This window comes from Psychroserpens luteus (assembly GCF_015319355.1).
Taxonomy (GTDB): Bacteria; Bacteroidota; Bacteroidia; order Flavobacteriales; family Flavobacteriaceae; genus Psychroserpens; species Psychroserpens luteus.
Genome location: NZ_JADILU010000005.1, coordinates 341,340 through 367,252, shown reverse-complemented (window position 1 = coordinate 367,252; position 25,913 = coordinate 341,340). Strand labels below are relative to the sequence as shown.

23 protein-coding genes are annotated in these 25,913 nt (G+C 32.5%); 9 read left to right on the top strand and 14 right to left on the bottom strand.

The window, feature by feature from the left end:
- Positions 1-3 precede the first annotated feature (3 nt).
- From IM744_RS13625 to IM744_RS13585, 9 genes are all read right to left on the bottom strand, one after another.
- Positions 4-2,016, bottom strand: a complete 2,013-nt coding sequence (locus IM744_RS13625) for a fumarate reductase/succinate dehydrogenase flavoprotein subunit (protein WP_194508693.1) — start codon at positions 2,014-2,016, stop codon at positions 4-6.
- 12 nt (positions 2,017-2,028) lie between these two features.
- Positions 2,029-2,703, bottom strand: a complete 675-nt coding sequence (locus tag IM744_RS13620; protein ID WP_194508692.1) for a succinate dehydrogenase cytochrome b subunit — start codon at positions 2,701-2,703, stop codon at positions 2,029-2,031.
- A gap of 92 nt (positions 2,704-2,795) precedes the next feature.
- Positions 2,796-3,665, bottom strand: a complete 870-nt coding sequence (locus tag IM744_RS13615) for a hypothetical protein (protein WP_194508691.1) — start codon at positions 3,663-3,665, stop codon at positions 2,796-2,798.
- Between the two features lie 50 nt (positions 3,666-3,715).
- Entirely contained in the window at positions 3,716-4,939 is a 1,224-nt protein-coding gene (locus IM744_RS13610) for an alpha/beta hydrolase-fold protein (protein ID WP_194508690.1), read from the bottom strand.
- A gap of 61 nt (positions 4,940-5,000) precedes the next feature.
- Complete coding sequence (locus IM744_RS13605) at positions 5,001-5,684, bottom strand: DUF6624 domain-containing protein (protein WP_241738331.1); 684 nt, start codon at positions 5,682-5,684, stop codon at positions 5,001-5,003.
- A 75-nt stretch (positions 5,685-5,759) separates the two neighbouring features.
- Positions 5,760-6,602 carry a helix-turn-helix domain-containing protein gene (locus IM744_RS13600; protein ID WP_194508689.1) on the bottom strand — a complete coding sequence of 281 codons (843 nt, stop codon included), beginning with the start codon at positions 6,600-6,602 and terminating at the stop codon, positions 5,760-5,762.
- Positions 6,603-6,637: 35 nt separating this feature from the next.
- On the bottom strand, positions 6,638-7,141 hold the full coding sequence (locus IM744_RS13595) for a hypothetical protein (RefSeq protein ID WP_194508688.1): 504 nt from the start codon (positions 7,139-7,141) through the stop codon (positions 6,638-6,640).
- 59 nt (positions 7,142-7,200) lie between these two features.
- Positions 7,201-10,038, bottom strand: a complete 2,838-nt coding sequence (locus tag IM744_RS13590; protein ID WP_194508687.1) for a VPS10 domain-containing protein — start codon at positions 10,036-10,038, stop codon at positions 7,201-7,203.
- 178 nt (positions 10,039-10,216) lie between these two features.
- The gene (locus tag IM744_RS13585) at positions 10,217-12,022 is read right to left on the bottom strand and encodes a T9SS type A sorting domain-containing protein (RefSeq protein ID WP_194508686.1); all 1,806 of its coding nucleotides are present in this window, start codon (positions 12,020-12,022) and stop codon (positions 10,217-10,219) included.
- A gap of 208 nt (positions 12,023-12,230) precedes the next feature.
- On the opposite strand from IM744_RS13585, the gene IM744_RS13580 reads away from it, so the two are divergent.
- Positions 12,231-13,523 (top strand): aminopeptidase P family protein, encoded by a 1,293-nt coding sequence (locus IM744_RS13580; RefSeq protein ID WP_194508685.1) that lies wholly within the window; start codon positions 12,231-12,233, stop codon positions 13,521-13,523.
- A 57-nt stretch (positions 13,524-13,580) separates the two neighbouring features.
- On the opposite strand, the gene brnQ is transcribed toward IM744_RS13580, so the two are convergent.
- Together brnQ and IM744_RS13570 are read right to left on the bottom strand one after the other, a co-directional pair.
- Complete coding sequence (brnQ, locus tag IM744_RS13575) at positions 13,581-14,882, bottom strand: branched-chain amino acid transport system II carrier protein (protein WP_194508684.1); 1,302 nt, start codon at positions 14,880-14,882, stop codon at positions 13,581-13,583.
- On the bottom strand, positions 14,883-16,433 hold the full coding sequence (locus IM744_RS13570) for a serine hydrolase (protein ID WP_194508683.1): 1,551 nt from the start codon (positions 16,431-16,433) through the stop codon (positions 14,883-14,885). It abuts the gene before it with no gap.
- Positions 16,434-16,518: 85 nt separating this feature from the next.
- Here IM744_RS13570 and IM744_RS13565 point away from each other — a divergent pair, with 85 nt between their 5' ends.
- Both IM744_RS13565 and IM744_RS13560 read left to right on the top strand, forming a co-directional pair.
- Positions 16,519-17,304: an alpha/beta fold hydrolase gene (locus IM744_RS13565; RefSeq protein WP_194508682.1), complete on the top strand. Its 786-nt coding sequence runs from the start codon at positions 16,519-16,521 to the stop codon at positions 17,302-17,304.
- Positions 17,305-17,702: 398 nt separating this feature from the next.
- Positions 17,703-17,972, top strand: a complete 270-nt coding sequence (locus IM744_RS13560) for a hypothetical protein (protein WP_194508681.1) — start codon at positions 17,703-17,705, stop codon at positions 17,970-17,972.
- Here IM744_RS13560 and thiL read toward each other — a convergent pair.
- Positions 17,953-19,005 (bottom strand): thiamine-phosphate kinase, encoded by a 1,053-nt coding sequence (thiL, locus tag IM744_RS13555; protein WP_194508680.1) that lies wholly within the window; start codon positions 19,003-19,005, stop codon positions 17,953-17,955. The genes IM744_RS13560 and thiL overlap by 20 nt on opposite strands.
- Before the next feature lie 161 nt (positions 19,006-19,166).
- On the opposite strand from thiL, the gene IM744_RS13550 reads away from it, so the two are divergent.
- From IM744_RS13550 to sufD, 6 genes are all read left to right on the top strand, one after another.
- Positions 19,167-19,403, top strand: a complete 237-nt coding sequence (locus IM744_RS13550) for a hypothetical protein (protein WP_194508679.1) — start codon at positions 19,167-19,169, stop codon at positions 19,401-19,403.
- A gap of 159 nt (positions 19,404-19,562) precedes the next feature.
- Positions 19,563-19,892, top strand: a complete 330-nt coding sequence (locus IM744_RS13545) for a HesB/IscA family protein (RefSeq protein WP_194508678.1) — start codon at positions 19,563-19,565, stop codon at positions 19,890-19,892.
- Between the two features lie 50 nt (positions 19,893-19,942).
- On the top strand, positions 19,943-21,391 hold the full coding sequence (gene sufB, locus IM744_RS13540; RefSeq protein WP_194508677.1) for a Fe-S cluster assembly protein SufB: 1,449 nt from the start codon (positions 19,943-19,945) through the stop codon (positions 21,389-21,391).
- A 10-nt stretch (positions 21,392-21,401) separates the two neighbouring features.
- A complete protein-coding gene (locus IM744_RS13535; protein WP_194508676.1) occupies positions 21,402-21,833 on the top strand; it encodes a hypothetical protein in 432 nt (143 codons plus the stop codon).
- 1 nt (position 21,834) lies between these two features.
- Positions 21,835-22,587: a Fe-S cluster assembly ATPase SufC gene (sufC, locus tag IM744_RS13530; protein WP_194508675.1), complete on the top strand. Its 753-nt coding sequence runs from the start codon at positions 21,835-21,837 to the stop codon at positions 22,585-22,587.
- Between the two features lie 126 nt (positions 22,588-22,713).
- Positions 22,714-24,027, top strand: coding sequence for a Fe-S cluster assembly protein SufD (gene sufD / locus IM744_RS13525; protein ID WP_194508674.1), 1,314 nt, complete (start codon positions 22,714-22,716; stop codon positions 24,025-24,027).
- Here the strand turns inward: sufD and IM744_RS13520 are convergent.
- Together IM744_RS13520 and IM744_RS13515 are read right to left on the bottom strand one after the other, a co-directional pair.
- The gene (locus tag IM744_RS13520; protein ID WP_194508673.1) at positions 24,005-25,663 is read right to left on the bottom strand and encodes a serine hydrolase domain-containing protein; all 1,659 of its coding nucleotides are present in this window, start codon (positions 25,661-25,663) and stop codon (positions 24,005-24,007) included. The genes sufD and IM744_RS13520 overlap by 23 nt on opposite strands.
- Positions 25,657-25,830, bottom strand: a complete 174-nt coding sequence (locus IM744_RS13515; protein ID WP_194508672.1) for a hypothetical protein — start codon at positions 25,828-25,830, stop codon at positions 25,657-25,659. The genes IM744_RS13520 and IM744_RS13515 overlap by 7 nt, the downstream gene beginning before the upstream one ends.
- Positions 25,831-25,913: the final 83 nt, after the last annotated feature.

Sequence of the window (25,913 nt, the reverse complement as noted above, 5' to 3'; positions counted from 1 at the left end):
TCCTTATTTATAACTTCTTTGTTTTAATTCAATATCTTTAAATTCCAACTGCTCTTTGTGTAACACAGCATCACTGGGTTCTCCTTTATATTCCCAAGCAGAAACATAAGCAAAGTTTTCATCATCACGTTTTGCTTCTCCTTTTTGCTCTCCATCTAATTCTACTGCATCTTCTCTAAAATGTCCACCACAAGATTCTTCTCTATTCAAAGCATCTTTAGCGAATAATTCTCCTAATTCTAAGAAATCTGCAACACGACCAGCCTTAGCTAACTCTTCGTTGTACTCTTCGTTTGTTCCAGGAACTTTTACGTCTTTCCAGAATTGGTTTCTAAGCTCTTTTATTTCAGAAATAGCTTCCGTTAACCCTTTAACATTTCTAGACATTCCAACTTTGTTCCACATAATTTTTCCTAATTTCTTATGGAAATAATCTACAGAGTGAGAACCATTATTATTAATTAAATGATCGATATTTTTTCTTACTTCAGCTTCAACTTCAGCAAATTCTTTAGTATCTGTAGAAATTGGTCCTGTACGAATATCATCTGACAAATAATCACCAATTGTATATGGTAACACAAAATAACCATCTGCTAAACCTTGCATTAATGCAGAAGCACCAAGTCTGTTTGCACCATGATCTGAGAAATTAGCTTCTCCAATACAGTATAAACCAGGAACAGTTGTCATTAAGTTGTAATCAACCCAAACACCACCCATTGTGTAGTGAACTGCTGGATAAATCATCATTGGTGTGTTGTATGGATCTTGATCTACAATCTTCTCATACATTTGGAATAAGTTTCCGTATTTATTTTTGATGACTTCTTGTCCTAGTTTTTTAACAAGAACTGCATCATTTTCATCTAAACCTTTTACGTGAGCAGTTTCTTTACCATAACGTTGAATTGCCGAAGCAAAATCTAAGAATACAGCTTCTCCAGTTGCATTAACACCAAAACCAGCATCACAACGTTCTTTTGCTGCACGAGAGGCAACATCACGAGGTACTAAGTTTCCGAATGCAGGATAACGACGTTCTAAGTAGTAATCTCTATCTTCTTCAGCTAATTCTTTTGGTTTTAATGTTCCAGATTTAATAGCCTCCACATCTTTCATGTGTTTTGGCACCCAAATTCGTCCATCGTTACGTAAAGACTCAGACATCAATGTTAATTTAGACTGGTGATCTCCAGAAACTGGAATACATGTTGGGTGAATTTGTGTGTAACAAGGGTTTGCAAAATAAGCACCACGTTTGTGAGCTTTCCAAGCTGCTGTTACATTACTTCCCATCGCATTTGTTGATAAGAAGAATACGTTACCATAACCACCAGTTCCAAGAACTACAGCGTGAGCTGAATGTCTTTCAATTTCTCCAGTAATTAAGTTACGTGTTATAATTCCACGAGCTTTTCCATCAACCTTAACAATGTCTAACATTTCGTGACGATTGTACATTTTGATTTTACCACGACCAATTTGACGGTTCATGGCAGAATATGCTCCTAATAATAATTGTTGTCCTGTTTGTCCAGCAGCATAAAATGTTCTTGAAACAAGAACTCCACCAAACGAACGGTTATCTAATAATCCACCATATTCACGAGCAAAAGGAACACCTTGAGCCACACATTGGTCAATAATATTTGCAGACACCTCGGCCAAACGATATACGTTAGCTTCACGAGAACGGTAATCACCACCTTTTACAGTATCATAAAATAATCTGTAGGTAGAATCTCCATCTCCTTGGTAATTCTTAGCTGCGTTAATTCCACCTTGTGCTGCAATTGAGTGTGCACGTCTTGGAGAATCTTGAAAGCAAAATGCTTTTACGTTATAACCAAGCTCTGCAAGAGTTGCAGCAGCAGATCCACCTGCTAAACCTGTACCAACAATAATAACATCAATGTTACGCTTGTTTGCAGGATTTACTAAGTCGATGTGATTTTTATAATCTGTCCATTTATCTTTAATTGGACCTTTTGGTGTTTTTGAATCTAAAGCCATATTAGCTAATTTTTAGTGTCCTGTTAAATGATGAAATAATGCAATGAAAATGAAACCTAATGGAATACCTATTGCATAAACCTTACTGAAAGTTTTTAATCCTTTTGTATATTTATTATTAGCTCCAACAGATTGAAATGCCGAATTAAAACCATGTAATAAATGTAATGCCAAGAATACAAATGCAATAATATAAGCTCCTACACGAAGTGGACTATGAAATTTCTCAACTAATTCATGAAAATACCTGTATTCACCATTGTGCATACCTGTCATATCTCCAATGATATATTTGGTGTTGATTTCTGGAATCCAAAAATCAATAAAGTGAAGTACGATAAAAGCTAGAATTGCTAAACCGCTCCAAATCATGTTTCTACTCATCCAAGACGAGTTAGCACCACCGTTGTTTTTAGCATAACTAATTTGCCTTGCTTTGTTGTTTTTAATCTCTAGAACAAAACCCATGACAAAGTGAAAAATCACACCAAAAATCAATATGGGTTGCAGTAAATACTGAATTGCCCAAAACGTTCCCATAAAGTGAGATACCTCATTAAAAGCATCTGGACTAAAGACAGATAGAATGTTAATGACAAAATGTTGTAATAAGAAAATCATTAGGAAGAGTGCCGAAAGTGCCATGGCAAACTTTCTTCCAATAGACGAATTTAAAATTCCGCTCATTATAATTGTAGTTAATTATTTGTATAACAAAGATAAGGTTCATTGTGTTGTACAACAAATTTTAGCTAGAATTTTGATTATTTAGAATGGGTTTAATTAGAAACACTTGGTATTAAACCCCTAAGTCCCATATCTACGACTTGTTCTCCTGCTTCTGGTTCGTACTTTCCATCTGCATTTATTTCGGTCCACTCAAAACTATTATTGATAGAAAATGATAGAGTTACAGTGATATCTTGAGTTTCATTACCAGTAAGAGTTAGTCCGTTTTCAAATTCACCAGTTACAATGCAAGATCCTGTAGGAATAGGTGATGTGTTAGATAACGGGTTTGGTACTGTTGTAGCACCTTCTGGCGCTTGACCTTGAGCAGTAAACCCTAAAGCTTCAAAAGCCCAAAAGCCTTGTGCTTTATTTTCGTTTACATTAATTGTACTGCCATTAAGGTCAAAAGAGGTGATGTATGAATTGTAACCTACAAAACTTGCCAGTGTTCCTATAATATCCTGACCATTTGCTAAAACGTCAATGTCACCTTCTTGATACGCTAACGACACTCTAACCCATTCATAGTTTCCAGACGAAACATCACTTAGTGGGATTGTTAAAAACGTTTCATTATCACCAGCAAAAATGGCGTTTTGAAAATTAATAGCCTGATTACCTCCAGCAGTGGTCTCTTCACCATTAAAAATAATTTCACCTGTTCCTAAAGCTGTAGTAGCAGTTGGAGCAAATTCTATATAATTGGCACTCATTTTATTTATTGATGGAGATTGGGCAGCATTTCCAGAACCGACTGAAACAGGTTGACCTAAGTTACCCAAACGTTCTTGAGTTGGGTCAAACTTTAATTTTATTATTAAATTAGGGTTACTAGGTTGCAGTGAATCATCTTGATCTTCACCACAAGACATGAATAATCCAAAAACAATAATTGGCAATATTTTGATTAGTTTCATTGATTTAGAGTTTTTTATATAACTCTAAAAGTATTAAAAAAGTATTGAATTTATGATTTTTCTACCGCATCACGATTCTTTATAAACATAGATTTATAGTAGGCATAAGACTCATCATCATAATCATCTTTCGTGTTTTCTAAAACATCCAATGCTTTTTGATAATAGCGTTTGGCTTCTTTATTATTACCAGATTTTAAATAGGCCTCTGCTGTACTATCATAAAGATTTGCATTGTCTGGATATAATGAAATGGCCCAATTAAAAACACTTAATGCCTCGTCGTTTTTTTTGTAATACAAACAATCATAACCAAAGGTGTTAATTTGATCTACGGAAGGTAAAACCTCATAACCTGCAAATTCTGAAAGTTGAGAATAAAACGATTTAAGATCATCAACAAATAAAACACTCTCATCCTTAATTAAATCTTCTAATTTTTCTTCGGAAATCGTCCATATTTTAGCCATTTCAGAAAACGCTCTATTAATAGTGTAAATAGGAGTTGTAGAATGATTTTCTCCTTCTAAAACTTTAAAGTGATATTCTAAGTGTTTTGGGTTATGGTACTTAATAATTGCGTCTAAATTTCCTGAAGCTTTTCTAAAGTTGTTTTCCATATCACCAACCGTTCCAGCAGACACATAAATGAATTTCTTTAAAGTGTCGTGAGTTTTAAAATAGGTGTCAAAACGGTTATTTATTTGTCTATTGTCATACATTAAATTAGGACTAATAGCAATTACAGCCTGAAAAAACGCTGGTTTACTCAATAAAGAATTAAGTACAAATGTGCCACCAAGAGAATGTCCAATTGCTAATCTAAAAGGTTGTGTTCTATATGTTTTTTCAATTAATGGGAAAACTTCATTTTGTAAATGGTTTTCTAGAATGTGTGCTTCTCCAACTTTGGTTTCTCCCCAACCTTCTTGTGTTTTTTCATCTGTGTACATTGGTGTAAACTCTCGTGCACGTTGGGTTGTTTTAATACCAACAATAATGTATTCGTTAAATTCTCCAACTTGAGACATGTAATCCATAGTGCTACTTGTCATATCAAAAAGCGCATCAAATTGACCGTCAAACAAATAGATTGTTGGGTATTTTTGAGTCTTATTTTCAGTATAAGAAAATGGAAGATAAACATGAATTTCACGCTCTGCTTCAAATGCTTTTGAATCAAATTTGTGCGTTTTTGAAATCCCAGAATAGTCTTGAGAAAATGAAGAGTAAAAAGATAATATTGTAAATATGATTAAGATATTGATTTTCATAATGTCGTTTTTTGATGATGATGTAATTGTTATTCTATAAAATTAAATTGATGAATTGAAATTAGTTTGTTGCGTATAGTTTTGGTTCTATAATCCCTTTTTCTTTTAAATAACCTTCTTTGTTCATTCTAAAATGCATCTTGGTCATTTCATTTAAATACACTTCTAAAGGTTCAAGACCAATAGATTTTCTTCTTTTATTGACATTAATGCTGTCTTCAAGTGTTTTGGGATAGGCTTGTCCTGTGTTAAAATTATAGGTGACTTGAGTGCCATAAACCTGAGCTTTTCCTGTATTGAGATTAACACGATCAACTAAAAGACCATAATTACTCGGTTTGGCATTTTTATTACCAACTTCAATTTTCATTTTTTCTAATACCTTATTTTGAAAATCTGGATTATGGTCACAATGTTGAACCATTAACCAGAAATTTTTAGAGCCTTCTTCTCCTGCTAAATCATATCCAACAAATCCGTTTTTATTAAAAATGTCTTGAAGTCGTTTTTCGTGAGTTGTAAATACACTGTCTTTAAATGTATTCCAATCTTCTTCAGATAATTCTTTGTGTTTTCCTTGCGGAATGTAAGCTGCTACTTGATCTGTTTCAACCATTTTTTTGAGTTCATCAACTAGAGCTTGATTGAACGCTATTTTGCTTTCGTTAATTACGACCTCTTTAGGCGTTTCTTTACATGCCATTGTAATGAAACAAACACTAATTATGGTGAAGATTTTATTCATGAGCTTTTTAGCTTGTATACCATACAAACCTAAGTGTATAAAATCTTAAATAATAGGATAAATGGGACAGGTCTATTATTTAGACTTTAAAACTGTCCAAAAAGTATCTTCGGTTCCTAAGTGAGATAAATTACCAAAGAATTTTTTAGGATTAAAACCAGTCACTTTTTTAAAATGCTTTATAAAATCTGACTGATCATAATAGTCATTTTGATATGCTAAATCGGTTAATGCAGGTTTATGTTCTTGATAAGTGTTGATTGCTTTTCTAAACTTCACGAGATTAGAAAATTCTTTTGGTGAGCAGTTGAGGTGTTTATTGAAAATGCGAAGCAACGTTTTTCGGTTGATGTTCAGTGCTTCGGAAATCTCTAAAACATTCAAATCTCCTTTAAACATTAAATCTATAGCTTCGATAAGACGGTTGTCTTTAAAAGGTTGAATCTTCTGTTTAAAAAAGGAATCTAATAGGTTTACTTTTTTATCAAAATCTGTAGTTTTATAGACTTGATCTAAAATAAAAGCGAAGTCATTTCCGAAGTAATTAAAATTAGGTTTTGGATCTTCAGTAATGACAGAAGTAAGCGATTCTACTAAAAAATTATTAAGCCCTAAAGGCTGAAAAACGATGCCAATCTTATCAAAAGGTGCAATGATTTTTCCAGACCGACTATTGGGATGAATTCCTGTGTAAATTATTTCAAAATCTTTATGTGTACTAGGAATTACTTTAGAAGCATTGCCATTAAAACTGATTTCAGAATTTTTATAAACCGTTATAGAATTTCTATAATGCGGATAAAAAATAAATGATTTTGTGTAATCATTTTCTTTAGAAGCATTAAAATAATAATAAGCGATGTATTTGGATAGTACATCGCTTTTAGGTTTTAATGTTTTATAGGTTTCTTTTGGCATTTCAATGCTATTGAAAAGTTACTATCGTATGATTTTTAATCATTTGTTTCGTTTAATTTATAAATATCATTGGAAATTATATCAACGCAACAAATTCCGATTAAAATATTGATGTAATTCTCATCTTTGATGTCAATTTTTTTTCTTCTAATTCTACCAACAAAATTATTATTGGAATAAACCATATTCCCAAATCCGTTGCTGATAAGTTTAACTTCCGAATTTTTAGATTTATAAAATGATTTATTTGAAAATCCAATATGTTTTATTGGATTATGAAATTTCCAATTCTCATTCTTCCCAGAATCGATTATTTCAAAGTCATAATTTTTATTTCCTTTTAAAATAATCTCACAATTTGTTCTGTTTATAATGAATACTTTGTCTTTGATGTTTTGCTTAGAAATATCCAAAAATGTTAATTCATTTGATAAATCACTTAAAAACTCAATTCGTTTTAAATTTCTAAAAATGAAATTATCATAAATGAATTTACCATTAAAATGATATAAGTCTTTTAATTCAATGAATTTTGACATTTGGTTAGATTACATTTAATGTACAATTTTAAAAAAACAGAAAATCTATATCCAAACGATTATTTAACCTCAAATGTTGTTTTCTCATCATTAATTTGAATGGTGTAAACTCCTTTTGGTACATAATACTTGTCATTTTTAGCCTTATTAATGTCTATACTAGTATTTTCTTTTAATAATGCTTTTCTACCTTTTTCAGTAACTGTTAAATCATAAGTTGTATAGTTAAAACCTTTATCTGCTGTAACTTTCATTTCGTTTAAAAGTGCTCCTTTTTCAGAATAAATTTTAATCGTTTTTTCTTCGGAAACATTAGAATAAAAAGTGATGTCTATTTCTGGCTCATAAGCATCAAACCATTTGCTCCACGCACTTCCCCAACGTGAAGAGTATCTTGTACCATTAGCTTTAAAAAGCGTAGTGTTTTTAGATTGCATGTCACTACTCATTTGTTGTAAAGGCTCAATGTCTGTCTGGTAAATGCTTCTACCATGTGTTCCAATCAATAAATGTTTTGCTTCTGGTTGAATCACAATATCGTGTACTGCAACATTTGGAAGTCCGTTGCTAAAAGCTTCCCAGCTCGTTCCATTATTGAAAGATATATAAGCACCATTATCTGTTCCCAAATAGAGTATATTTTCATTTTCAGAATCTTCTCTAATCACATTAACAGGAGAGGTTGGAATATTTGAACTTATGTCTTCCCAGGTTTTTCCATAATCATCACTCATATACGCATATACTTTAAAATCATCAAAACGGTAACCGTTTAATGTTGCGTATACACGCTCTTTTTTATGCTGTGAAGCTATGACACGACTTACCCAAGGGTCTTTTGGTAATGCGTTAGAAATATTTCTCCAGTTTCCTCCACCATCATTGGTGACATGGATTAGGCCATCATCACTACCTGTATAAATCAATCCAAATTGAAAAGGAGATTCACTAATAGTTGTTAATGTACCATAAGCTACATTTCCTTTTTTGCCACCATTTGTGAGATCACCAGAAATAGCTGTAAAATTGGTTCCTTGATTCATAGAACGCATGAGTTTATTTCCACCTAAATATAAAATGTCCTGATTGTGAGGTGAGAGTAAAATTGGAGTTTGCCAATTAAAACGATACGGATTTTCTCCCAATTCATGTTTAGGTTGGATGTAAGTTTGCTCGTCAGTTTTTAGATTAAGTCTGTAGTAATTTCCAAATTGATAACCTGTATAAACAACGTTGTGATCTCTACTATCAATTTGAATTTGCATTCCGTCGCCACCCATAATGCTTTTCCAAGGGTATTGACCACTTTGATGCCAATATTTATCTTCAGGAGCACCAAAAGGGCCTTTCCAAACACCATTATCTTGTAAACCACCATATACATTATATGGTTGCTCATTATCTACATTAATAGCATAAAATTGACCAACTGAAGGTGAATTGTTTTTAATCCAATTTTCACCATCATCATACGTGATATTTACACCACCATCATTACCATTAATTAAGTGATTTGGATTTTTCGGATTGATCCAAAGTGCGTGATGATCGGCATGTACATTTTCGGCGCTAATAGATGTGTATGTTTTACCTCCATCTTTAGATTTAACGATTGGCACACCATAAATGTAAATATTGTCTGCATTATTTGGAGCTACATAAATATGACCAAAATAATAACCGTAACTATAGTAAATATCATCTAAGTAATCGTCGTGCGTTTTTTTCCAAGTGATGCCACCATCTGTACTTTTATAAACTTCGGTACCAATAACAGGTGTGTCAAATAACATAGAATTGGCATCTTCTAAATAATTAGCAAGATCAATTGGCTTTACATTACCGCTTCTCACCATTTGTTTGACGTTTTCTGCTCTATATTTTTCTTGAAAGCCATTCATTTTCAAATAGCCATTCAATTTTTTGTCTTCTAATTTTAGAAAATCATCAGTAGTCATCGTTTTAAAATCATCTTTTGACAATAGGTTTGAGCTTTCTTTTTTTTCTTCGGAAGGTCTACGAAACTGACTATCATGAACCGCATAAACAATATTATCATCGTAAACTGCTAATCCAATTCTACCAACACCTTGACCAGTTGGGAAACCACTTTTTTCCGTAGAAACTTTAGTCCATGTGTTACCAGCATCTGTACTTTTATAGATTGCAGAATTATTTCCATTACCATCAAAATTCCATGCTTTTCTATCTTTGGTCCATGAGGATGCAAACATCAAATTGTAATTATTGGGATTGGTTTGTACATCTATGATTCCGCTCATATCATCAACAAATAATTTTTGTGACCATGTGTTTCCGCCATCTGTTGTTTTATAGATCCCACGTTCTTGGTTTGGAGAGTATAAATGACCAGTGGCACCAACGACAACTTCATCAGGATTATTGGGATTGATTAGTATGCGACCTATATGATGAGAATCTTTGAGTCCCATGTTTTGCCAAGTTTTACCATTATCTGTTGATTTTAAAACGCCAATTCCTGCATAGCTGGAGCGTGATGCGTTATTTTCTCCAGTACCAACCCAAATGGTTCTCGTTTTCCAATCAACAGCAATATCTCCCACGTTTTGAGTTTCCGAAGTATCTAAAATTGGAGAAAAAGTGGTTCCATTATTAATAGTGTGCCAAACGCCTCCTGAAGCATAGCCAACGTAAAATTCTGTCGAGTTTTCTGGATTTACTGCCAAATCAGTAACGCGACCACTCATGACTGTTGGTCCTATATTTTTGAAAGCAACATTTTTCACTAAAGACGTTTTTGTGAGTTGTTCCTTTTTATTTAACGCATCTTCTATAATTTGCGATGAGGTTGACGTTTGTTGGGCATTAGCTATTAGCGTTGCTCCAAAAATAAAATAACAGATGTACTTTAACATAATGGGTGGTTTTGATTGGTCTGATTTGAAATTATGAATTCAGAAACCTAAAGGTAATAAATATAGCTCATTGAAGTTTAAAAAAAGTTTAGGAGTAATTAAGCTCACTTGTGATTATTAAAAAAGGCGCTCATTTTAAAATGAACGCCTTTTTTGTTTTTTGAATAATGTTTTTTATCTATTCTACAATAAATTTCTTTGTAGTTGATACATTTTCTAAATCTATTTTAATAAAGTATACACCTGTTTGTAATTGAGTTACATCAATAGTATTAAGGCTATTTGTTGAATTTAAATTTTTAGTAATTACTTGTCTTCCTCTTACATCAAAAATAGTTGCTAGCTCCAATTGTAAGTTTGAAGACGTAGCAATATTTAAATTGTTTTTTGTTGGATTTGGATATATTGAGATATCATTTGATAAGGTAAATTCATCTACTCCTAATGTTGAACAAGCTGATGCTGTCATTGCTCCTTCACTACAAACAGGACTGTTAATATTTCTCACCATAACATCATTTGCTCCAGCGATATCACTGGCACCAAGATCTCTACTATTTTGACCATTAGCTATTGAGAAATGCATCACTTCACCTGAATTAATAATATGAGCTAATTGATGACCATGACCTAACTCATGTACTGCAACACTCTCAAAGTCAACTTCAAAACCTGTTGCTGTTCCTGGTCCAAATTCCCAAGATAAGACGGATAAATTTCCTGTAAACACATCGTTAAAAACAATGTCTAATTCATTTACGAATACATCAATTCCTCCAGGTGAAGCAAAATTACCACAAGCATCAAATCTTGATGTGCAACGACCTAGAACACCTTCAGGTAATTCTGTACCATTATCAAATCGAATAATATTAATTTCATCTGCTGCGATAACATCAACAGTTGTTGCAGCTCCAATCTCCCAATTAATACCAGTGGTACAAACCCAAGAGTCAAAAGCTCTAGTAAATGATGCATTTGCTGCTGCATTAGCTTCAAAGCTTGTTTCCATTTGCCATGTGTATCCTCCTGAGCCATTAAGGTCTACATGTTGCGATTGAAAAGCATCTGTATCATTTGCTGGATTTATTTGAGAATAAAAAATGGTAAGATCAGTGTTGGATGTAGTTGTAAAATCAAATGAAGTAACAACTTGTATATCACCTGTTCCTGCTCTGGAAGGGACTTCTACTACAATTTGAGAATCAGTCCAACTCACTATTTGAGTATCTAAAGCTGTAAAGTATTGACTACCTCCAAAATTAGCATCTCTAAAATTGACAGTACCTTGTGTGTTACCAAAGCCTATTCCATTTATTGTAAGTAAATCTCTAACACCACCATTTAAAGTCGTTGGCGAGAAACTGGTTATTCCTATTGCTCCATTAGTATCACGATTTGCGATACTGTTATTATAAACTAGTTGAGCATCAAAATTTGAAACTTCTATAATATTTGGATTATTGGTTAATGCGGTAATGTTGTTGTGAAATACAGTTGAAATACCCTCTCTACTCATAAAAGGATTAAAGACGTTGTTAGTTTTTAAATCATATTTGTAAAACCCTTGTGAAGAAGCATATGGTTTAAACTTACTTTGAGAAGTACCATTAGTAATTGAGATGTTGTTCTCATGAAGCATAAAAACACCAACCTCTCCTACATTAAGGGTTAGGCTTGGAGTTACAACTTCAGAGTTATTGCCAACTGATCCTCCAGGAGTAATAATCTCAAGAGTTTCAGAAATGGTTTGTCCTTTAAAAACTTTGTAAACCTCAATAGTGTTTACTGTATAAATATTATGGTGATTGTCATCCCAAAAAGAAGTCTTTGAAATTACTTTACCTTCAATAATTTGAGAAGACGATTGTACTTGTGTGCTAAATGGTACTTCAATCATAAGCTCTTGAGCTAATGCTGTGAAAGTCATCGCTATAGTTAAAAATAGAGCAATTAATAAAGTAGGTTTTGTGTTTTTTTTCATATTAAATAGATTTGAGAATAGACTTAAAAATGCGTTTTAACGAGCAAATATATCAATTAATCGATAATTTGATATAATTAGTTAATCTATTTACCTTTACACTATAAAATAACAACTAAGAGACGAGCATGTTAAAAGTATTAGTATTCAAACGAATGATTAATAGCGAACAACATGAGACCTATAAATAAATAATAAAAATAATCGAATGAAATACGACAAAATAAATAGTACACTTTTTATAAAAAACCGAAAAAATTTCATGTCAAAAATGAAACCTAGCAGTTTAGCGGTTTTTAATTCTAATGATATTTATCCTATAAGTGCAGATAGTACTTTGCCTTTTGAACAACATCGAGATATTTTCTATCTAAGTGGAGTAGATCAAGAAAAAAGTATTTTGGTTCTGTTCCCTGATTGTCCAAAAGAGAATCATAGAGAGATTTTATTTTTAACAGAGACTAATGAGCACATAGCTGTTTGGGAAGGTGAAAAACTAACCAAAGAAGCAGCATTACAAACTAGCGGAATCAAAACAGTTTACTGGCTAAAAGACATGGAGAAAATCATGTTTGAGCTTATGACGCAATGTGATACCGTTTACATAAATACGAATGAGCATTACAGAGCAAATGTAGAAACCGAAACTCGTGAAGACCGTTTTACTAAATGGTTAAAAGATAAATATCCTGCGCATAGCGTTGCGAAAAGTAATCCTATTTTACAACGATTACGTTCAGTCAAAGATCAAATTGAAATTGACTTAATGCAACACGCCTGTGATATTACAGAGAAAGGGTTTCGTCGCATATTAAATTTTGTAAAACCAGACATTTGGGAGTTTAATATCGAAGCAGAGTTTATGCACGAGTTTTTAAACAATCGCTCTAAAGGTTTTGCCTATACTCCAATTATTGCTTCTGGTAATAACGCCAATGTATTACATTATATAGAAAACAACCAACAATGTAAAGCAGGTGATTTAATATTATTTGATGTTGCTGCAGAGTATGCAAATTATGCGAGTGATATGTCTAGAACGATTCCTGTTTCTGGACGTTTTACAGACAGACAAAAAGCAGTGTATAATGCTGTGAATCGTGTTAAGAACGAAGCAACAAAACTATTAACACCAGGAACATTGTGGGCAGAGTATCATATTGAGGTTGGAAAATTAATGACTTCGGAATTATTAGGTCTTGGGTTGTTGGATAAAGCCGATGTACAAAATGAAGATAAAGATTGGCCAGCTTACAAAAAATACTTCATGCATGGAACATCTCATCACATTGGATTAGACACACATGACTACGGAATTCTAACAGAACCAATGCAAGCTAACAATATATTCACTGTAGAACCTGGGATTTATATTCCTGCGGAAGGTTTTGGGATTCGTTTAGAAGACGATGTCGTAATTCAAGAAAACGGAGAACCTTTTAATTTGATGCGCAATATCCCAATTGAAGCTGATGAGATTGAGGATTTGATGAATTCTTAATTGATTTATTGATAAAGTTTAAAAGCCTAAATATTTAATTTAGGCTTTTTTTATTTTTTAATGGGATTGATTTTTAAGCTTTGGATTAATCAATCCAACTACCAAACAAGCAACCAAAGCTGGTAAAACCCATCCCAAACTAAACTGAGCCAAAGGAATATATTGAGTGATTTTTCCTAAACCTTCCGAAGGAGAAATAAAACCAATCACATCTGGAATACTAAATATAAAGGTTACAATCACAACAGCTCTAAAAACCAAAGGTGTTGAAAAACGTTTAGGGAATACATTGAGTAAAATAAGCACTATTGTTATTGGGTAGATAAACAAAAGCACAGGAACTGCTACAATAATGATAGAATTGAAATCTAATTGTCCAACAACAATTCCAAGCGCACTTGCTAAAACTGCTGTGACGATATAAACCAATTGAGAATCATCAAGCAAGCCTTTGAAATAATCTGCTGTACCTGCAATAATTCCTATTGCAGTCGTAAAACAAGCTAAAGAAATTAAAATACTTAATACTGTATTTCCAAAATCACCAAGAGAAGAAAGACTTATTTTTCTTAATAAATTGGCACGTTGCATATCGCTTGGTAATGTGTCGTTGATACTAATTTCTGATCCGTAATACGCACCAACCGAAATCAATCCAGCATAAATTATAAAAAGTCCAATACCAGCAATCCAACCGGATTTTGCTATGAGTGCTCTTTTTTCTTCAAAACTCCCTATGTGTCGTAAGTTGATAGAAATAATAATAACAGCACCAACAACGACTGCTCCAATAGCGTCAAAGGTTTGATAGCCTTCTAAAATCCCTGAGACTAAAGGTGTTTCAATTTGTGATGTGGTTGTGAGCATTTCCGAAGAAAAAAGTCCGATACCAATCACCAACAATAACATGATGACAATTAAAGGTGTGAGGAACTTGCCAATAAAACCTAATATTTTTGAGCGATTAAGTACAAAAACTAAAACGAGAATAAAATATACAGTACTCGTCAATAACGGACTCGTACCAAAAGTAGGATGAATCGCTATCTCATGAGTAGCTGCTGCTGTTCTAGGCGACGGAATTGCAACCGCAATCACATAGATTAAAATGCAATAAATGAGACTAAATTGTGGAGATACTTTTTTTCCGAAGTCATATAAAGTTCCTTGTAGTCGAGCATGAGCTAAAATACCAAAGATGGGAATCACTACAGCTGTAATCATGAAACCAATGGCAACCCAAAACCAATTCTCTCCAGCATTGTAGCCTAAAAGAGGTGGTAATAATAAGTTTCCTGCTCCAAAAAACAGAGAGAATAATCCAAAGCTGGTAATAAAAAGTTCCTTTCTAGAATTCAATTAGTTGGTCTTTTTAAGGTTAAGGTCTTGAAAATCAAAACTAAAATCTGTAATTGGTGCAATATAACTCATGGTTGCACCAATTGCGTTTCCAGTTTCATCAAATGAAAAATGAACATAAACGTCTGCATCGTAACTTCTATTGTTCCATTTAGCAACAAATGTTGTCGCATTGAATGGTAATAATTCGCCCTGTAAATTTGGAGAACGTTCACATTTGATGCTATAGATTTTTCCGTTATTAGAAATGGTAATGTTACCAAACCAATCGTCAGTGTAAGTTCCTATAATTTGAGATGGTTTTGGTAGGCTTTTGTCTTTTTTGGCGAGATCAACTTTAGCGTAAACTGCTTTTTTAATACTGTCATTGTAAGTGATGTATTTTGTGTTTCTATCACCATAATTTTTGAGCCAATTTCTGTTTTCATAACCCAAATAACTATCTTTTACAGTATTTGTAATGGTATTAAAAGCAGAGCCAACCATTTGATTGGTCAACACCACAATAGCCAAATCTAAATCTGGAATCATAGTAAACTGAGTCACAGTTCCCATTAATCCACCAGTATGATAAACTTGTTTGTGTCCGCCTTTGACATCTGTTAAAAACCAGCCTAAACCGTAACCTCTAAAGTTAGAGTCGTAACTATCATTTTTTCGTACACTTAAAGGTGTTTGTAATTGCCAGAGTTCATGAAATTGTTTTTCGCTTAACAATCTTTTTCCTTCGGAAGTCACGCCATCATTCATTAAAAATTTTGCCCAAGTCAACATATCTGGAACATTACTCATAATACCTCCTGCTGGATTTGCAGTAGGACTCCAATCATGCGGAATTTGAATAACTTCACCATCTGCTCTCGTATGTGCGTCAATAATATTTGATTGATCGGTCACACGATTATAAGATGCTTTACTATTAATCATCCCAACCGGTTTCATGATTTTGGTTTCAATAAATTCTTCCCAAGATAAACCGCTCACACGTTTTAAAACTTCACCTGCAATAATGAACATGTTGTTGTTATAAGCAAATTCACTTCTAAAAGAGCTTTCAGGTTCTAAATACTTCACATTTGAAATTACATCGTTGACGTCAAAATTATTGCCATCAGGAAAAAACATTAAATCTCCAGCACCTAAACCCATACCACTTCGATGTGTCACCAAATCTCTAACTGTAAATTCTTCGGTAACCCAAGCATCATGTAGTTGAAATTCAGGGATATGTTTTCGTACTTTATCGTCCCAATTAAGTTTACCTTCGTCTATCATCATAGCCAAAGCAAAACAAGTAAACCCCTTACTGTTTGAAGCTACACCAACTAAGGTGTTTTCATTCATGTCTTTTTTATTGGTGAGTGATCTCACTCCATGACCTTTTGCATAAATGATGTTTCCATCTTTTAAAATTCCAACAGAAATCCCTGGAACATCAAATGTGGTTAAGGTTTCTTTTATGAGGTCATCTAATTGTTGTTCTTCAATTTGAGCTTGAGAAATTGTAACTGAAAGAAAAAGTAGGAGTAAAAGATAATTTTTAATAGACATATTTTTCGTTTTTAAGCTTGTCAATTTTAATCAAATATAGCAAATACTTATTTGCATGCATTAGACAAGCTGTATCTTTGTAGATATGATTTTACAGTTTAAAAATATTCCAGTTTATTATGAAGATGATGGTCAAGGTGATGCTATTGTTTTACTACATGGGTTTTTGGAGAATTCTACAATGTGGAAAGATTTAAAACCTGTATTATCAAGAAGCCATAGAGTCATTTGTATTGACATGTTAGGTCATGGTCAAACAGATTGCATAGGTTATAGTCACTCAATGAGTGATATGGCAGATGCTGTTTTAGCAGTTTTAAATCATTTAAAGCTTAAAACGTATACGTTAATAGGTCACTCTATGGGTGGATATGTGGCATTGGCATTAGCAGAGAAAAATCCAAAAGCTGTTTTGGGTTTATGTCTTATGAATTCTACGTATCATGCAGATGATGATGAACGTAAGGCATTACGTAAAAGAGCAAACCAGATGATTCAAAGCAATTTTGAAAGTATGGTAAGGATGTCTGTCGCTAATTTATTTTCTTCGGAAAGTAGAACAACTCACAAAAAAGAGATTGAAAAAGTCATAGATCAGGCTTTAAAAACATCACCTCAAGGTTATATCGCTGCTCAAGAGGGTATGATATTAAGAGAAGATAAGTTTGAGTTTTATAAAAGTCTCAAAACCCGTAAATTAATTATTATAGGTATGAAAGACCCTGTTATTGAAGGCGAACGTATTTTACTGGAAACTGAGCATACAAATATCGAGTGTGAAAAATTATCACTAGGACACATGAGTTATATTGAAAATAAATCAGAATTATCTTACATATTAAATCACTTTATCGAATTTATAGACTTATAAACGTTTATAGTGACTTTTTTTTCTAAGTTTACATCCCACAAACTCGATAATTATGAAAAAATCTACTACAAAGACTGCCAGTTCATTAAAAATTTATTGCGATATATTTGGTCACAAGTATGAGATGACAAAAAAAGTGACGTCTCATGTTAAAGAATATACATGTAAATGCTGTAAGCGTCAATTAACTACAAGTGGAAATGGCAAGCTTACCGAACTCACTCCAAAATATCAAGAGATTAATACCCTTTTATCAGACATTTATACGAGAAGAATGTCACGTTTGAAGCAAAAAACGATCACTTCGTCGATATGTTAGAGTAAAGTCGTACGTTATTATTTGGTTTTCATATATTTAGATATCCTCTAAAATAATAACTAATTAATAGCAAACTAAATTGAAAAGTATCTACTGCTCATTTTTTGGACATCAATACGAAGTCTCAAAAAACATTACCTATCACGTAAAAGAATATAAATGTTCACATTGTAATTCTCAAGTGACTACAAGTGGAAATGGTGGTTTAACACCATTAACTCCAAAATATCAAGAAATCAATTCTGTTTTATCACGAATTCATAATAGAAGAGTGGCTCGAATTAAACACAAAACAAATTCAGAACAATACGAAGAAGTGATTTTAAATTTTATACCTCATTTTTCATAGCGTTCCATCCTTTTGCAATAATTGGTACTGCTTGCTCACCACGAGTGATTAAGTGCATACCTCTGGCTTTTTCGGTAATATAGCCTATAACAGTTAAATTAGGATTGCCTTTTATTTTAGGGAAATCTTCTTGAGAAATTGTCATTAATAGTTCGTAATCTTCACCACCATTTAAAGCAATTGTTGTGCTATCAATTTTAAATTCTTCGCAAGTAGAAATGACTTGTGGATCTAAAGGTATTTTATTCTCATAAATCTCTGCACCAACATCACTTTGTTTGCATATGTGCATGATTTCCGAAGATAATCCGTCACTAATATCAATCATAGACGTAGGTTTTACTTCCATTTTTTTGAGTAATTCTACAATGTCTTTTCTTGCTTCTGGCCTTAATTGTCGTTCAATAATATATGTATATGGATCTAAATCTGGCTGATTTTGTGGGTTCACTTTAAAGACTTCCTTCTCGCGTTCTAGAATTTGCAATCCCATATAAGCAGCGCCAATATCTCCAGTAACAACTATTAAGTCATTTTGTTTTGCTCCACTACGATACACGATATCTTCAGGTTCTAATTCTCCAATTGCTGTTACCGAAATAATAAGACCAGTAGTTGATGAGGTTGTATCTCCACCAACAACATCTACGTTATAAACTTTAGCTGCAGTTTCAATTCCTGCGTATAATTCTTCTAATGCCTCTAATGGAAATCTATTAGAAACAGCAATAGATACCGTAATTTGAGTCGCACTAGCATTCATTGCATAGACATCACTCAAATTAACAACAACCGCTTTGTATCCTAAATGTTTTAGAGGTACATAACTTAAATCAAAATGAACATTCTCAACAAGCAAATCTGTGGTGACAACAATTTGTTTAGATTTAAAATCTAGAACTGCAGCATCATCTCCAATACCTTTGATTGTAGATTTTTGATTGATTTCAAAATTTTGTGTCAAATGATCTATAAGACCAAATTCTCCAAGTTGATCTAATGAGGTGCGCGATTGGTTTTTATCTTCTATCATGCTGCAAAAATAAGTAGCTTTTTTGAAGCAAAGTGTAGATTTAAGGTATTTTTAAGTGCTTCGGAAATTTTAAAACATGCATTTCATCGAAAATAATAGTATTTAGACGGAATTTTTAAAATTTTGAATTAATTTAGTACTCCCAAATTTATTGACCTACTATGAAAACAACTACTAGCAAATTGCTATGTTCAGTTTTTGGACATAATTTGAAGTATACTTCAAAAAAAGCAAAAAAAGCACATGTTCTATCTTGTGCAACATGTCAATCTAAACAAGACGATAGTGACCTTGATAGTTTACACATGTATCCCTTTGAAAATAAAGAAATAAGAACCGCTTTACAAGAGCTTTTTATTTTACAGAGCCAATATTCTCGCAAGCACATTTCCGTATAAAAAATCATTATTATTTTCTCCTTTCCAATTGATGCTAGATTAACTTTTAAGCATTAGTATTTCTTATACTATCATTTGCTAATATAATGTTAGGATGCATGGTAAAAATCGACTTATGTCGTATATTCGCAATCTATTTAGACAATATCTATATAACAAATGATAAAAGTATCGGAAACAGCAAAAAAGAAAGTCATTGAACTAATGAGTGATGATGGCTTTAATGCAATCTCAGACTTTGTACGCGTTGGTGTAAAAAGTGGTGGATGCTCAGGGTTGTCGTATGATTTAAAGTTTGATAAAGAACAAAAGGAAGATGATAAAGTCTTTGAAGATAATGGTGTAAAAATCATTGTTGATAAGAAGAGCTTTTTATACTTAATAGGAACAACTTTAGAATATTCTGGAGGTTTAAATGGTGCAGGATTTGTGTTTAACAATCCTAATGCTAATAGAACTTGTGGTTGCGGAGAATCATTTTCGCTATAATTCACATCTTAACCTTCCTGAGTGGAAGGAATTAAAAATGTAAACATATTATGTCAAAATATACAGAAGACGATTTAAGAGAAGAATTAAAAACCAAAGAATACGAATATGGTTTTTATACAGACATTGAATCTGAAACATTCCCAATTGGATTAAACGAAGATATCGTTCGTGCTATTTCAAAAAAGAAAGAAGAGCCAGAATGGATGACAGAATGGCGATTGGAAGCTTTCAAAGCATGGAAAGAAATGACTGAGCCAGAATGGGCAAATGTACATTACAAAAAACCAGATTTTCAAGCCATAGCGTATTATTCTGCACCTGTAGCTATAGACCCAAATAAAACATTAGACGATGTAGATCCAGATTTACTAGCGATGTACAAAAAGTTGGGTATTTCTGTAGATGAACAGAAGATGATGAATAATGTAGCAATGGATATTGTTGTAGATTCTGTTTCTGTTGCAACAACTTTCAAAAAGACTTTAGGCGAAAAAGGAATCATTTTTATGAGTATTTCTGAAGCGATTAAAGAACATCCAGAATTAGTAAAAAAATATTTAGGGACAGTTGTTCCGCAGAAAGATAATTTCTACGCAGCTTTAAATAGTGCAGTTTTTAGTGATGGTAGTTTTTGCTACATCCCAAAAGGTGTTCGTTGCCCAATGGAATTATCAACATACTTTAGAATTAATCAAGCAGGAACTGGTCAGTTTGAAAGAACACTGTTAATTGCAGATGAAGGTAGTTATGTATCATACTTAGAAGGTTGTACAGCACCTAGTCGTGATGAAAACCAATTACATGCAGCTGTTGTTGAACTGATTGCTTTAGACGATGCAGAAATTAAATACTCTACAGTACAAAACTGGTATCCAGGAAATGCAGAAGGTAAAGGAGGCGTTTACAATTTTGTAACTAAAAGAGGTTTGTGTGAGACCAATGCAAAAATCTCATGGACACAAGTAGAAACAGGAAGTGCTGTCACTTGGAAATATCCATCATGTATTTTAAAAGGTGATAACTCAGTTGGAGAATTTTACTCTATTGCTGTGACAAATAATTATCAACAAGCCGATACAGGTACGAAGATGATTCACCTTGGAAAAAACACAAAATCAACAATTATTTCTAAAGGAATATCTGCTGGAAAATCGCAGAACTCATATAGAGGATTAGTGCAAATAAGCTCAAGAGCAGATAATGCTCGTAATTTCTCACAATGTGATAGTTTATTGATGGGTAATGAGTGTGGAGCTCATACGTTTCCTTATATAGAAGTTAAAAATAAATCTGCTCAAATTGAGCATGAAGCGACGACTAGTAAAATTGGTGAAGACCAAATTTTCTATTGTAATCAAAGAGGTATTGAAACTGAAAAAGCGATTGCTTTAATTGTTAATGGGTTTAGTAAAGAAGTACTTAATAAATTACCAATGGAATTTGCTGTAGAGGCACAAAAATTATTAGAAATAAGTTTAGAAGGATCTGTAGGTTAAAAGTAGTATTATGAAAAAAATAATTGCATTAATTATGATTTTTACAGTAGTATTAAGCTGTAAAGAAGATAAAAAAACAGATGTTGAGGTGACTCAAGACAGTGAATCAATTGTTGCTGAAGATGGTAAAACAATGAAGCAAAGTGATGGGTTAATTGCTGTTCAAGGTGATTTTATTTATTATGCTGATGCAGCAGTTTTAAAAACACCAACAAAAATGTATGGTGTAGTTATCAATGAGGAAATGCAAGACTTACAAGAGCAAGTAAAAGCATTTAAAAAAGAAGATACAGATATGGTTCCTGTAACCGTTAGAGGACGTATGTTTAAAAAAGACCCAAGTGAAGAAGGTTGGGAAGATAGAATTGAGATTAAAGAAATTTTAAAAGTTTCGCCTCCTAATCCTGAGGCAAACGATGTTATAAAAATTGGAAGCAAATAGTATGTTAGAAATAAAAGATTTGCACGCTAGTGTAGACGGTAAAGAGATTTTAAGAGGAATCAATTTAGAAGTAAAAGCAGGAGAAGTTCATGCTATTATGGGACCAAATGGTTCTGGTAAGAGTACATTAGCTTCTGTTATTGCTGGTAAAGAGGAATATGAGGTTGAGAAAGGACAAATCCTTTTAGATGGTCAAGATATTGAAGAATTAGCTGCAGAAGAACGTGCTCATAAAGGTGTGTTTTTATCATTTCAATATCCAGTAGAGATTCCTGGAGTTAGTGTGACTAACTTTATAAAAACAGCAATCAACGAAACCAGAAAAGCTAAAGGTCTTGAAGATATGCCAGCAAAGGATATGCTAAAAATGATTCGTGAAAAGGCAGAGCTTTTAGAAATTGATAGAAAATTTTTATCACGTTCTTTAAATGAAGGATTTTCGGGAGGAGAGAAAAAGCGAAATGAGATTTTTCAAATGGCAATGCTTGAACCTAAACTAGCAATTCTTGATGAAACAGATTCTGGTTTAGATATTGATGCTTTACGTATTGTCGCTAATGGTGTTAATAAATTAAAAAGTAAGGATAATGCTGTAATCGTTATTACGCATTACCAAAGATTATTAGACCATATTGTTCCTGATTTTGTGCATGTACTTTATAATGGACGTATTGTTAAATCTGGTACTAAAGAATTAGCGCACGAATTAGAAGAAAAAGGTTACGACTGGATTAAAGAAGAAGTTGGAGCTTAAAAATTAGTTTACAGTATTCATTCATAGTTTGCAGTTGCTTACTCAGATGAATACTAAATAAAGAAAGTATAGTCTATATATTTGAAGTTTTTACTGAAAACCTGGACTCATACTAAAACGGAAAAAATGGAATTAAAAGATAAATTAGTATCGTCATTCATGGCATTTGAAAATACGGTAGATGTAGATTCTCCTGTGCATGATGTGCGTAATGAAGCGATAAAGATTTTTGAAGATAAAGGATTTCCTTCTAAGCGTGATGAAGCATGGAAATATACATCACTTAATAGCGTTTTGAAACATGATTATAGTGTGTTTCCTAAGCAAGAAAAGGCTATTGAATACAGTGATGTTAAGAAATATTTTATTCACGATATTGATAGTTATAAAATTATTTTTATAGATGGTAAATACTGTTCTCATTTATCACAAACCACTCATGATGGTATTGATGTATGCTTAATGTCATCTGCATTATCAAAACCAAAGTATCAACTCATTATTGAAAACTATTTCAATAAAGTAGCGACTAAAGATGGTTTGTCTTCATTAAATACTGCATTTTCTAAAGAAGGTGCTTATATCCATATTCCGAAGAATAAATTAGTAGCGAAACCAATTCAAATTGTACACTTTTCTACTGGGAATGAATCAGCTTTAATGCTACAACCACGTAATTTAATTGTGGTAGACGAAAATTCTCATGTTCAAATTATTGAACGTCATCAAAGTTTGACTGACAATCCTGTTTTGACTAACAGTGTTACAGAGATTTTTGCTAATAAAAGAGCAATTGTTGACTATTATAAAATTCAAAATGATAAAGAAAGTGCATCACTAATTGATAGCACATCTGTAAATCAAAAACGTGAGAGTCATGTCTCAATGCATACCTTTACTTTTGGAGGAAAATTAACACGTAATAATCTTAATTTCTATCAAAATGGTGAGCGTATGGACTCCACTTTAAATGGAGTTACTATTATTGGAAATAAACAACATGTAGATCACAACACGTTGGTTCATCATATAGAACCAAACTGTGAAAGTCATCAGGATTACAAAGGTATTTTCGCAGATCAATCTACAGGTGTTTTCAATGGAAAAGTTCTTGTAAATAAAGAAGCTCAAAAAACAAATGCTTTTCAATCTAATAATAATATTTTATTAAGTGATAAAGCATCAATTAATAGCAAGCCTCAGTTAGAGATTTTCGCAGATGATGTAAAATGTTCTCACGGTTGTACGATTGGACAATTAGATGAAAGCGCTATGTTTTATATGCGTTCTCGAGGAATTCCAGAAAAAGAAGCTAAAGCTTTATTAATGTTTGCTTTTAGTAATAATGTATTAGATTCAGTGAAAATCCCTGAAATTAAGCAACGTATCACTAAGATTATTGCTAATAAATTGGGTGTTAATATTGGGTTTGATCTTTAGTAAATTCAATGTTGCTTACTTGTCCGTCGCAGGATAATAACATACCTTTTATAGTTCCATCAGTTCCAGTTGTGAAATGATAAAGCGTTCTATCTTTATTTCCAAATTCATTCAATTGGACTGGATATAATTTGATGTTTTCATTATTGGTATACGACAATTTTAGAGTATAATTTTCTATAAATAAATGATAGGTCGTGTCTAGTTCTTCAGAATAATATTTACCACTAAATTGTATTAAATTTTCAGGATTTGATGTAACTAGTTTAGCACGCTTAAAGTAAAAAGGAGTGCCTCCAAATGATATCTCCATATCATATTGAGGTGTTTTTTCAAAATTGTATTTCACGTTTTGAGCATTACGTCTAACAAATTTATTTGTGTCGTTTTGTTGTAACGATATTTTATTATTTCCCATAGAGCCTTGGGCTTTTAGAGTATCGTTTTCTTCGGAAATTTGCATTGTCATATCACTGTTAACTTCTTTATAATCTCCAGTAAATTGATCAAGGTTTTGTGATTTGAAATCAATTGCTCGATCACTAATTGTATTTTCTAGTTCTTTAGAGTTGATTAATAGATCTAGGATTCTATAAGAAATTGGAGTTGGGTTTATAGATTGTAAATTAGTTAGAATAATGATTCCAATACCCTCTTCTGGAACAGTAATTAATTGCGTTTGTCCTCCAAAACCAAAACCGCTATGGCTGTAAGTTGTATGACCTTTATAATCATCAACCATTAATCCTCTTGCATATGATGCTTTTTTTCCAGTCGTTAGAATTTCAGTAGTTTTAAGAAATGTTGCAAGGTCTTTAAATTCAGGAATATTCTCATTTAGCATATGTATCCAAATAATCATATTCTTAGCATTACTTCCCATACTTCCTGCACCATAACTCAATTGGTTTGAAATAGAGTAGATATAATTATCATCTTGATTTTGATAACCAATAGCTCTGTTTTTAATAACTTTTCCATGAGAAACTCTAACAAATGTATTTGTCATTCCTAATGGAAGTAGAATTTTAGATTTTAGATAATCATTTAGATTCTGACCTGATAATTGTTCAATAATCAATGCTAAAATGTTGTAATTGGTATTTGAATAACTGACTTTTTCTCCAGAAATATGGTTTAAGTTTTTTTGTCTATTGGCAAGACTTAAAACCGTTTGATTGTCATAATAATCTCGATCATAATCAAATCCAGATAAATACATTAGGGTGTGATAATTACGAATCCCACTCGTGTGATTTAATAAATGTTTTATTTTTATAGATTTACCATATTCTGGAAAATCCGGAAAAAATTGATGTAAGTTGTCATCCAAACTTAGCTTGCCTTCCTCAATTAAAGCCCATATTGCTGCAGCTGTAAATTGTTTACTAATAGATGCTAAGCTAAAAATTGTAGAATCTGTATTTTTTATAGCATAATCTAAATTAGCAATTCCAAAACCTTTAGAATATAAAACTTCATTTTTATTAATGACGCTTATAGCTAATCCTGGTTGATGATTAGTGTCATATGTTTTTAAAATACTATCAATTGTATACTCTAGTTGGTTTTGAGCATTAAGATTAGTAAAGCAAAATGAAAGTATTATTAAGCCGAAGGTTTTTAACTTTAACATTGCTTATACTTTTGGTAAAAATAAGTTGGTATTAACCCGAAGTTTAAAAACAGGAAACCTATAAACACTATAATTCCTCTGTAAGGCCATGTTAAGAATTCAAACATTGCTCCAATACCGAGTATAAAACAGGTTAAGAACCCTAATATGTAAATTGATTTTTTCATAGTTAGTTATTTAAGAAAACTTATTAATTGATTGTTTGTATTTCCCATAAAATTGAATAGGTGGTATTACTAAAGTCGAAACT

Coding starts and splice junctions, on each gene's coding strand:
- IM744_RS13625 (WP_194508693.1), bottom strand. CDS start 2,016: ATGGCTTTAGATTCAAAAACACCAAAAGGTCCAATTAAAGATAAATGG.
- IM744_RS13620 (WP_194508692.1), bottom strand. CDS start 2,703: ATGAGCGGAATTTTAAATTCGTCTATTGGAAGAAAGTTTGCCATGGCA.
- IM744_RS13615 (WP_194508691.1), bottom strand. CDS start 3,665: ATGAAACTAATCAAAATATTGCCAATTATTGTTTTTGGATTATTCATG.
- IM744_RS13610 (WP_194508690.1), bottom strand. CDS start 4,939: ATGAAAATCAATATCTTAATCATATTTACAATATTATCTTTTTACTCT.
- IM744_RS13605 (WP_241738331.1), bottom strand. CDS start 5,684: ATGAATAAAATCTTCACCATAATTAGTGTTTGTTTCATTACAATGGCA.
- IM744_RS13600 (WP_194508689.1), bottom strand. CDS start 6,602: ATGCCAAAAGAAACCTATAAAACATTAAAACCTAAAAGCGATGTACTA.
- IM744_RS13595 (WP_194508688.1), bottom strand. CDS start 7,141: ATGTCAAAATTCATTGAATTAAAAGACTTATATCATTTTAATGGTAAA.
- IM744_RS13590 (WP_194508687.1), bottom strand. CDS start 10,038: ATGTTAAAGTACATCTGTTATTTTATTTTTGGAGCAACGCTAATAGCT.
- IM744_RS13585 (WP_194508686.1), bottom strand. CDS start 12,022: ATGAAAAAAAACACAAAACCTACTTTATTAATTGCTCTATTTTTAACT.
- IM744_RS13580 (WP_194508685.1), top strand. CDS start 12,231: ATGAAATACGACAAAATAAATAGTACACTTTTTATAAAAAACCGAAAA.
- IM744_RS13570 (WP_194508683.1), bottom strand. CDS start 16,433: ATGTCTATTAAAAATTATCTTTTACTCCTACTTTTTCTTTCAGTTACA.
- IM744_RS13565 (WP_194508682.1), top strand. CDS start 16,519: ATGATTTTACAGTTTAAAAATATTCCAGTTTATTATGAAGATGATGGT.
- thiL (WP_194508680.1), bottom strand. CDS start 19,005: ATGATAGAAGATAAAAACCAATCGCGCACCTCATTAGATCAACTTGGA.
- IM744_RS13550 (WP_194508679.1), top strand. CDS start 19,167: ATGAAAACAACTACTAGCAAATTGCTATGTTCAGTTTTTGGACATAAT.
- IM744_RS13545 (WP_194508678.1), top strand. CDS start 19,563: ATGATAAAAGTATCGGAAACAGCAAAAAAGAAAGTCATTGAACTAATG.
- sufB (WP_194508677.1), top strand. CDS start 19,943: ATGTCAAAATATACAGAAGACGATTTAAGAGAAGAATTAAAAACCAAA.
- IM744_RS13535 (WP_194508676.1), top strand. CDS start 21,402: ATGAAAAAAATAATTGCATTAATTATGATTTTTACAGTAGTATTAAGC.
- sufC (WP_194508675.1), top strand. CDS start 21,835: ATGTTAGAAATAAAAGATTTGCACGCTAGTGTAGACGGTAAAGAGATT.
- sufD (WP_194508674.1), top strand. CDS start 22,714: ATGGAATTAAAAGATAAATTAGTATCGTCATTCATGGCATTTGAAAAT.
- IM744_RS13520 (WP_194508673.1), bottom strand. CDS start 25,663: ATGTTAAAGTTAAAAACCTTCGGCTTAATAATACTTTCATTTTGCTTT.
- IM744_RS13515 (WP_194508672.1), bottom strand. CDS start 25,830: ATGAAAAAATCAATTTACATATTAGGGTTCTTAACCTGTTTTATACTC.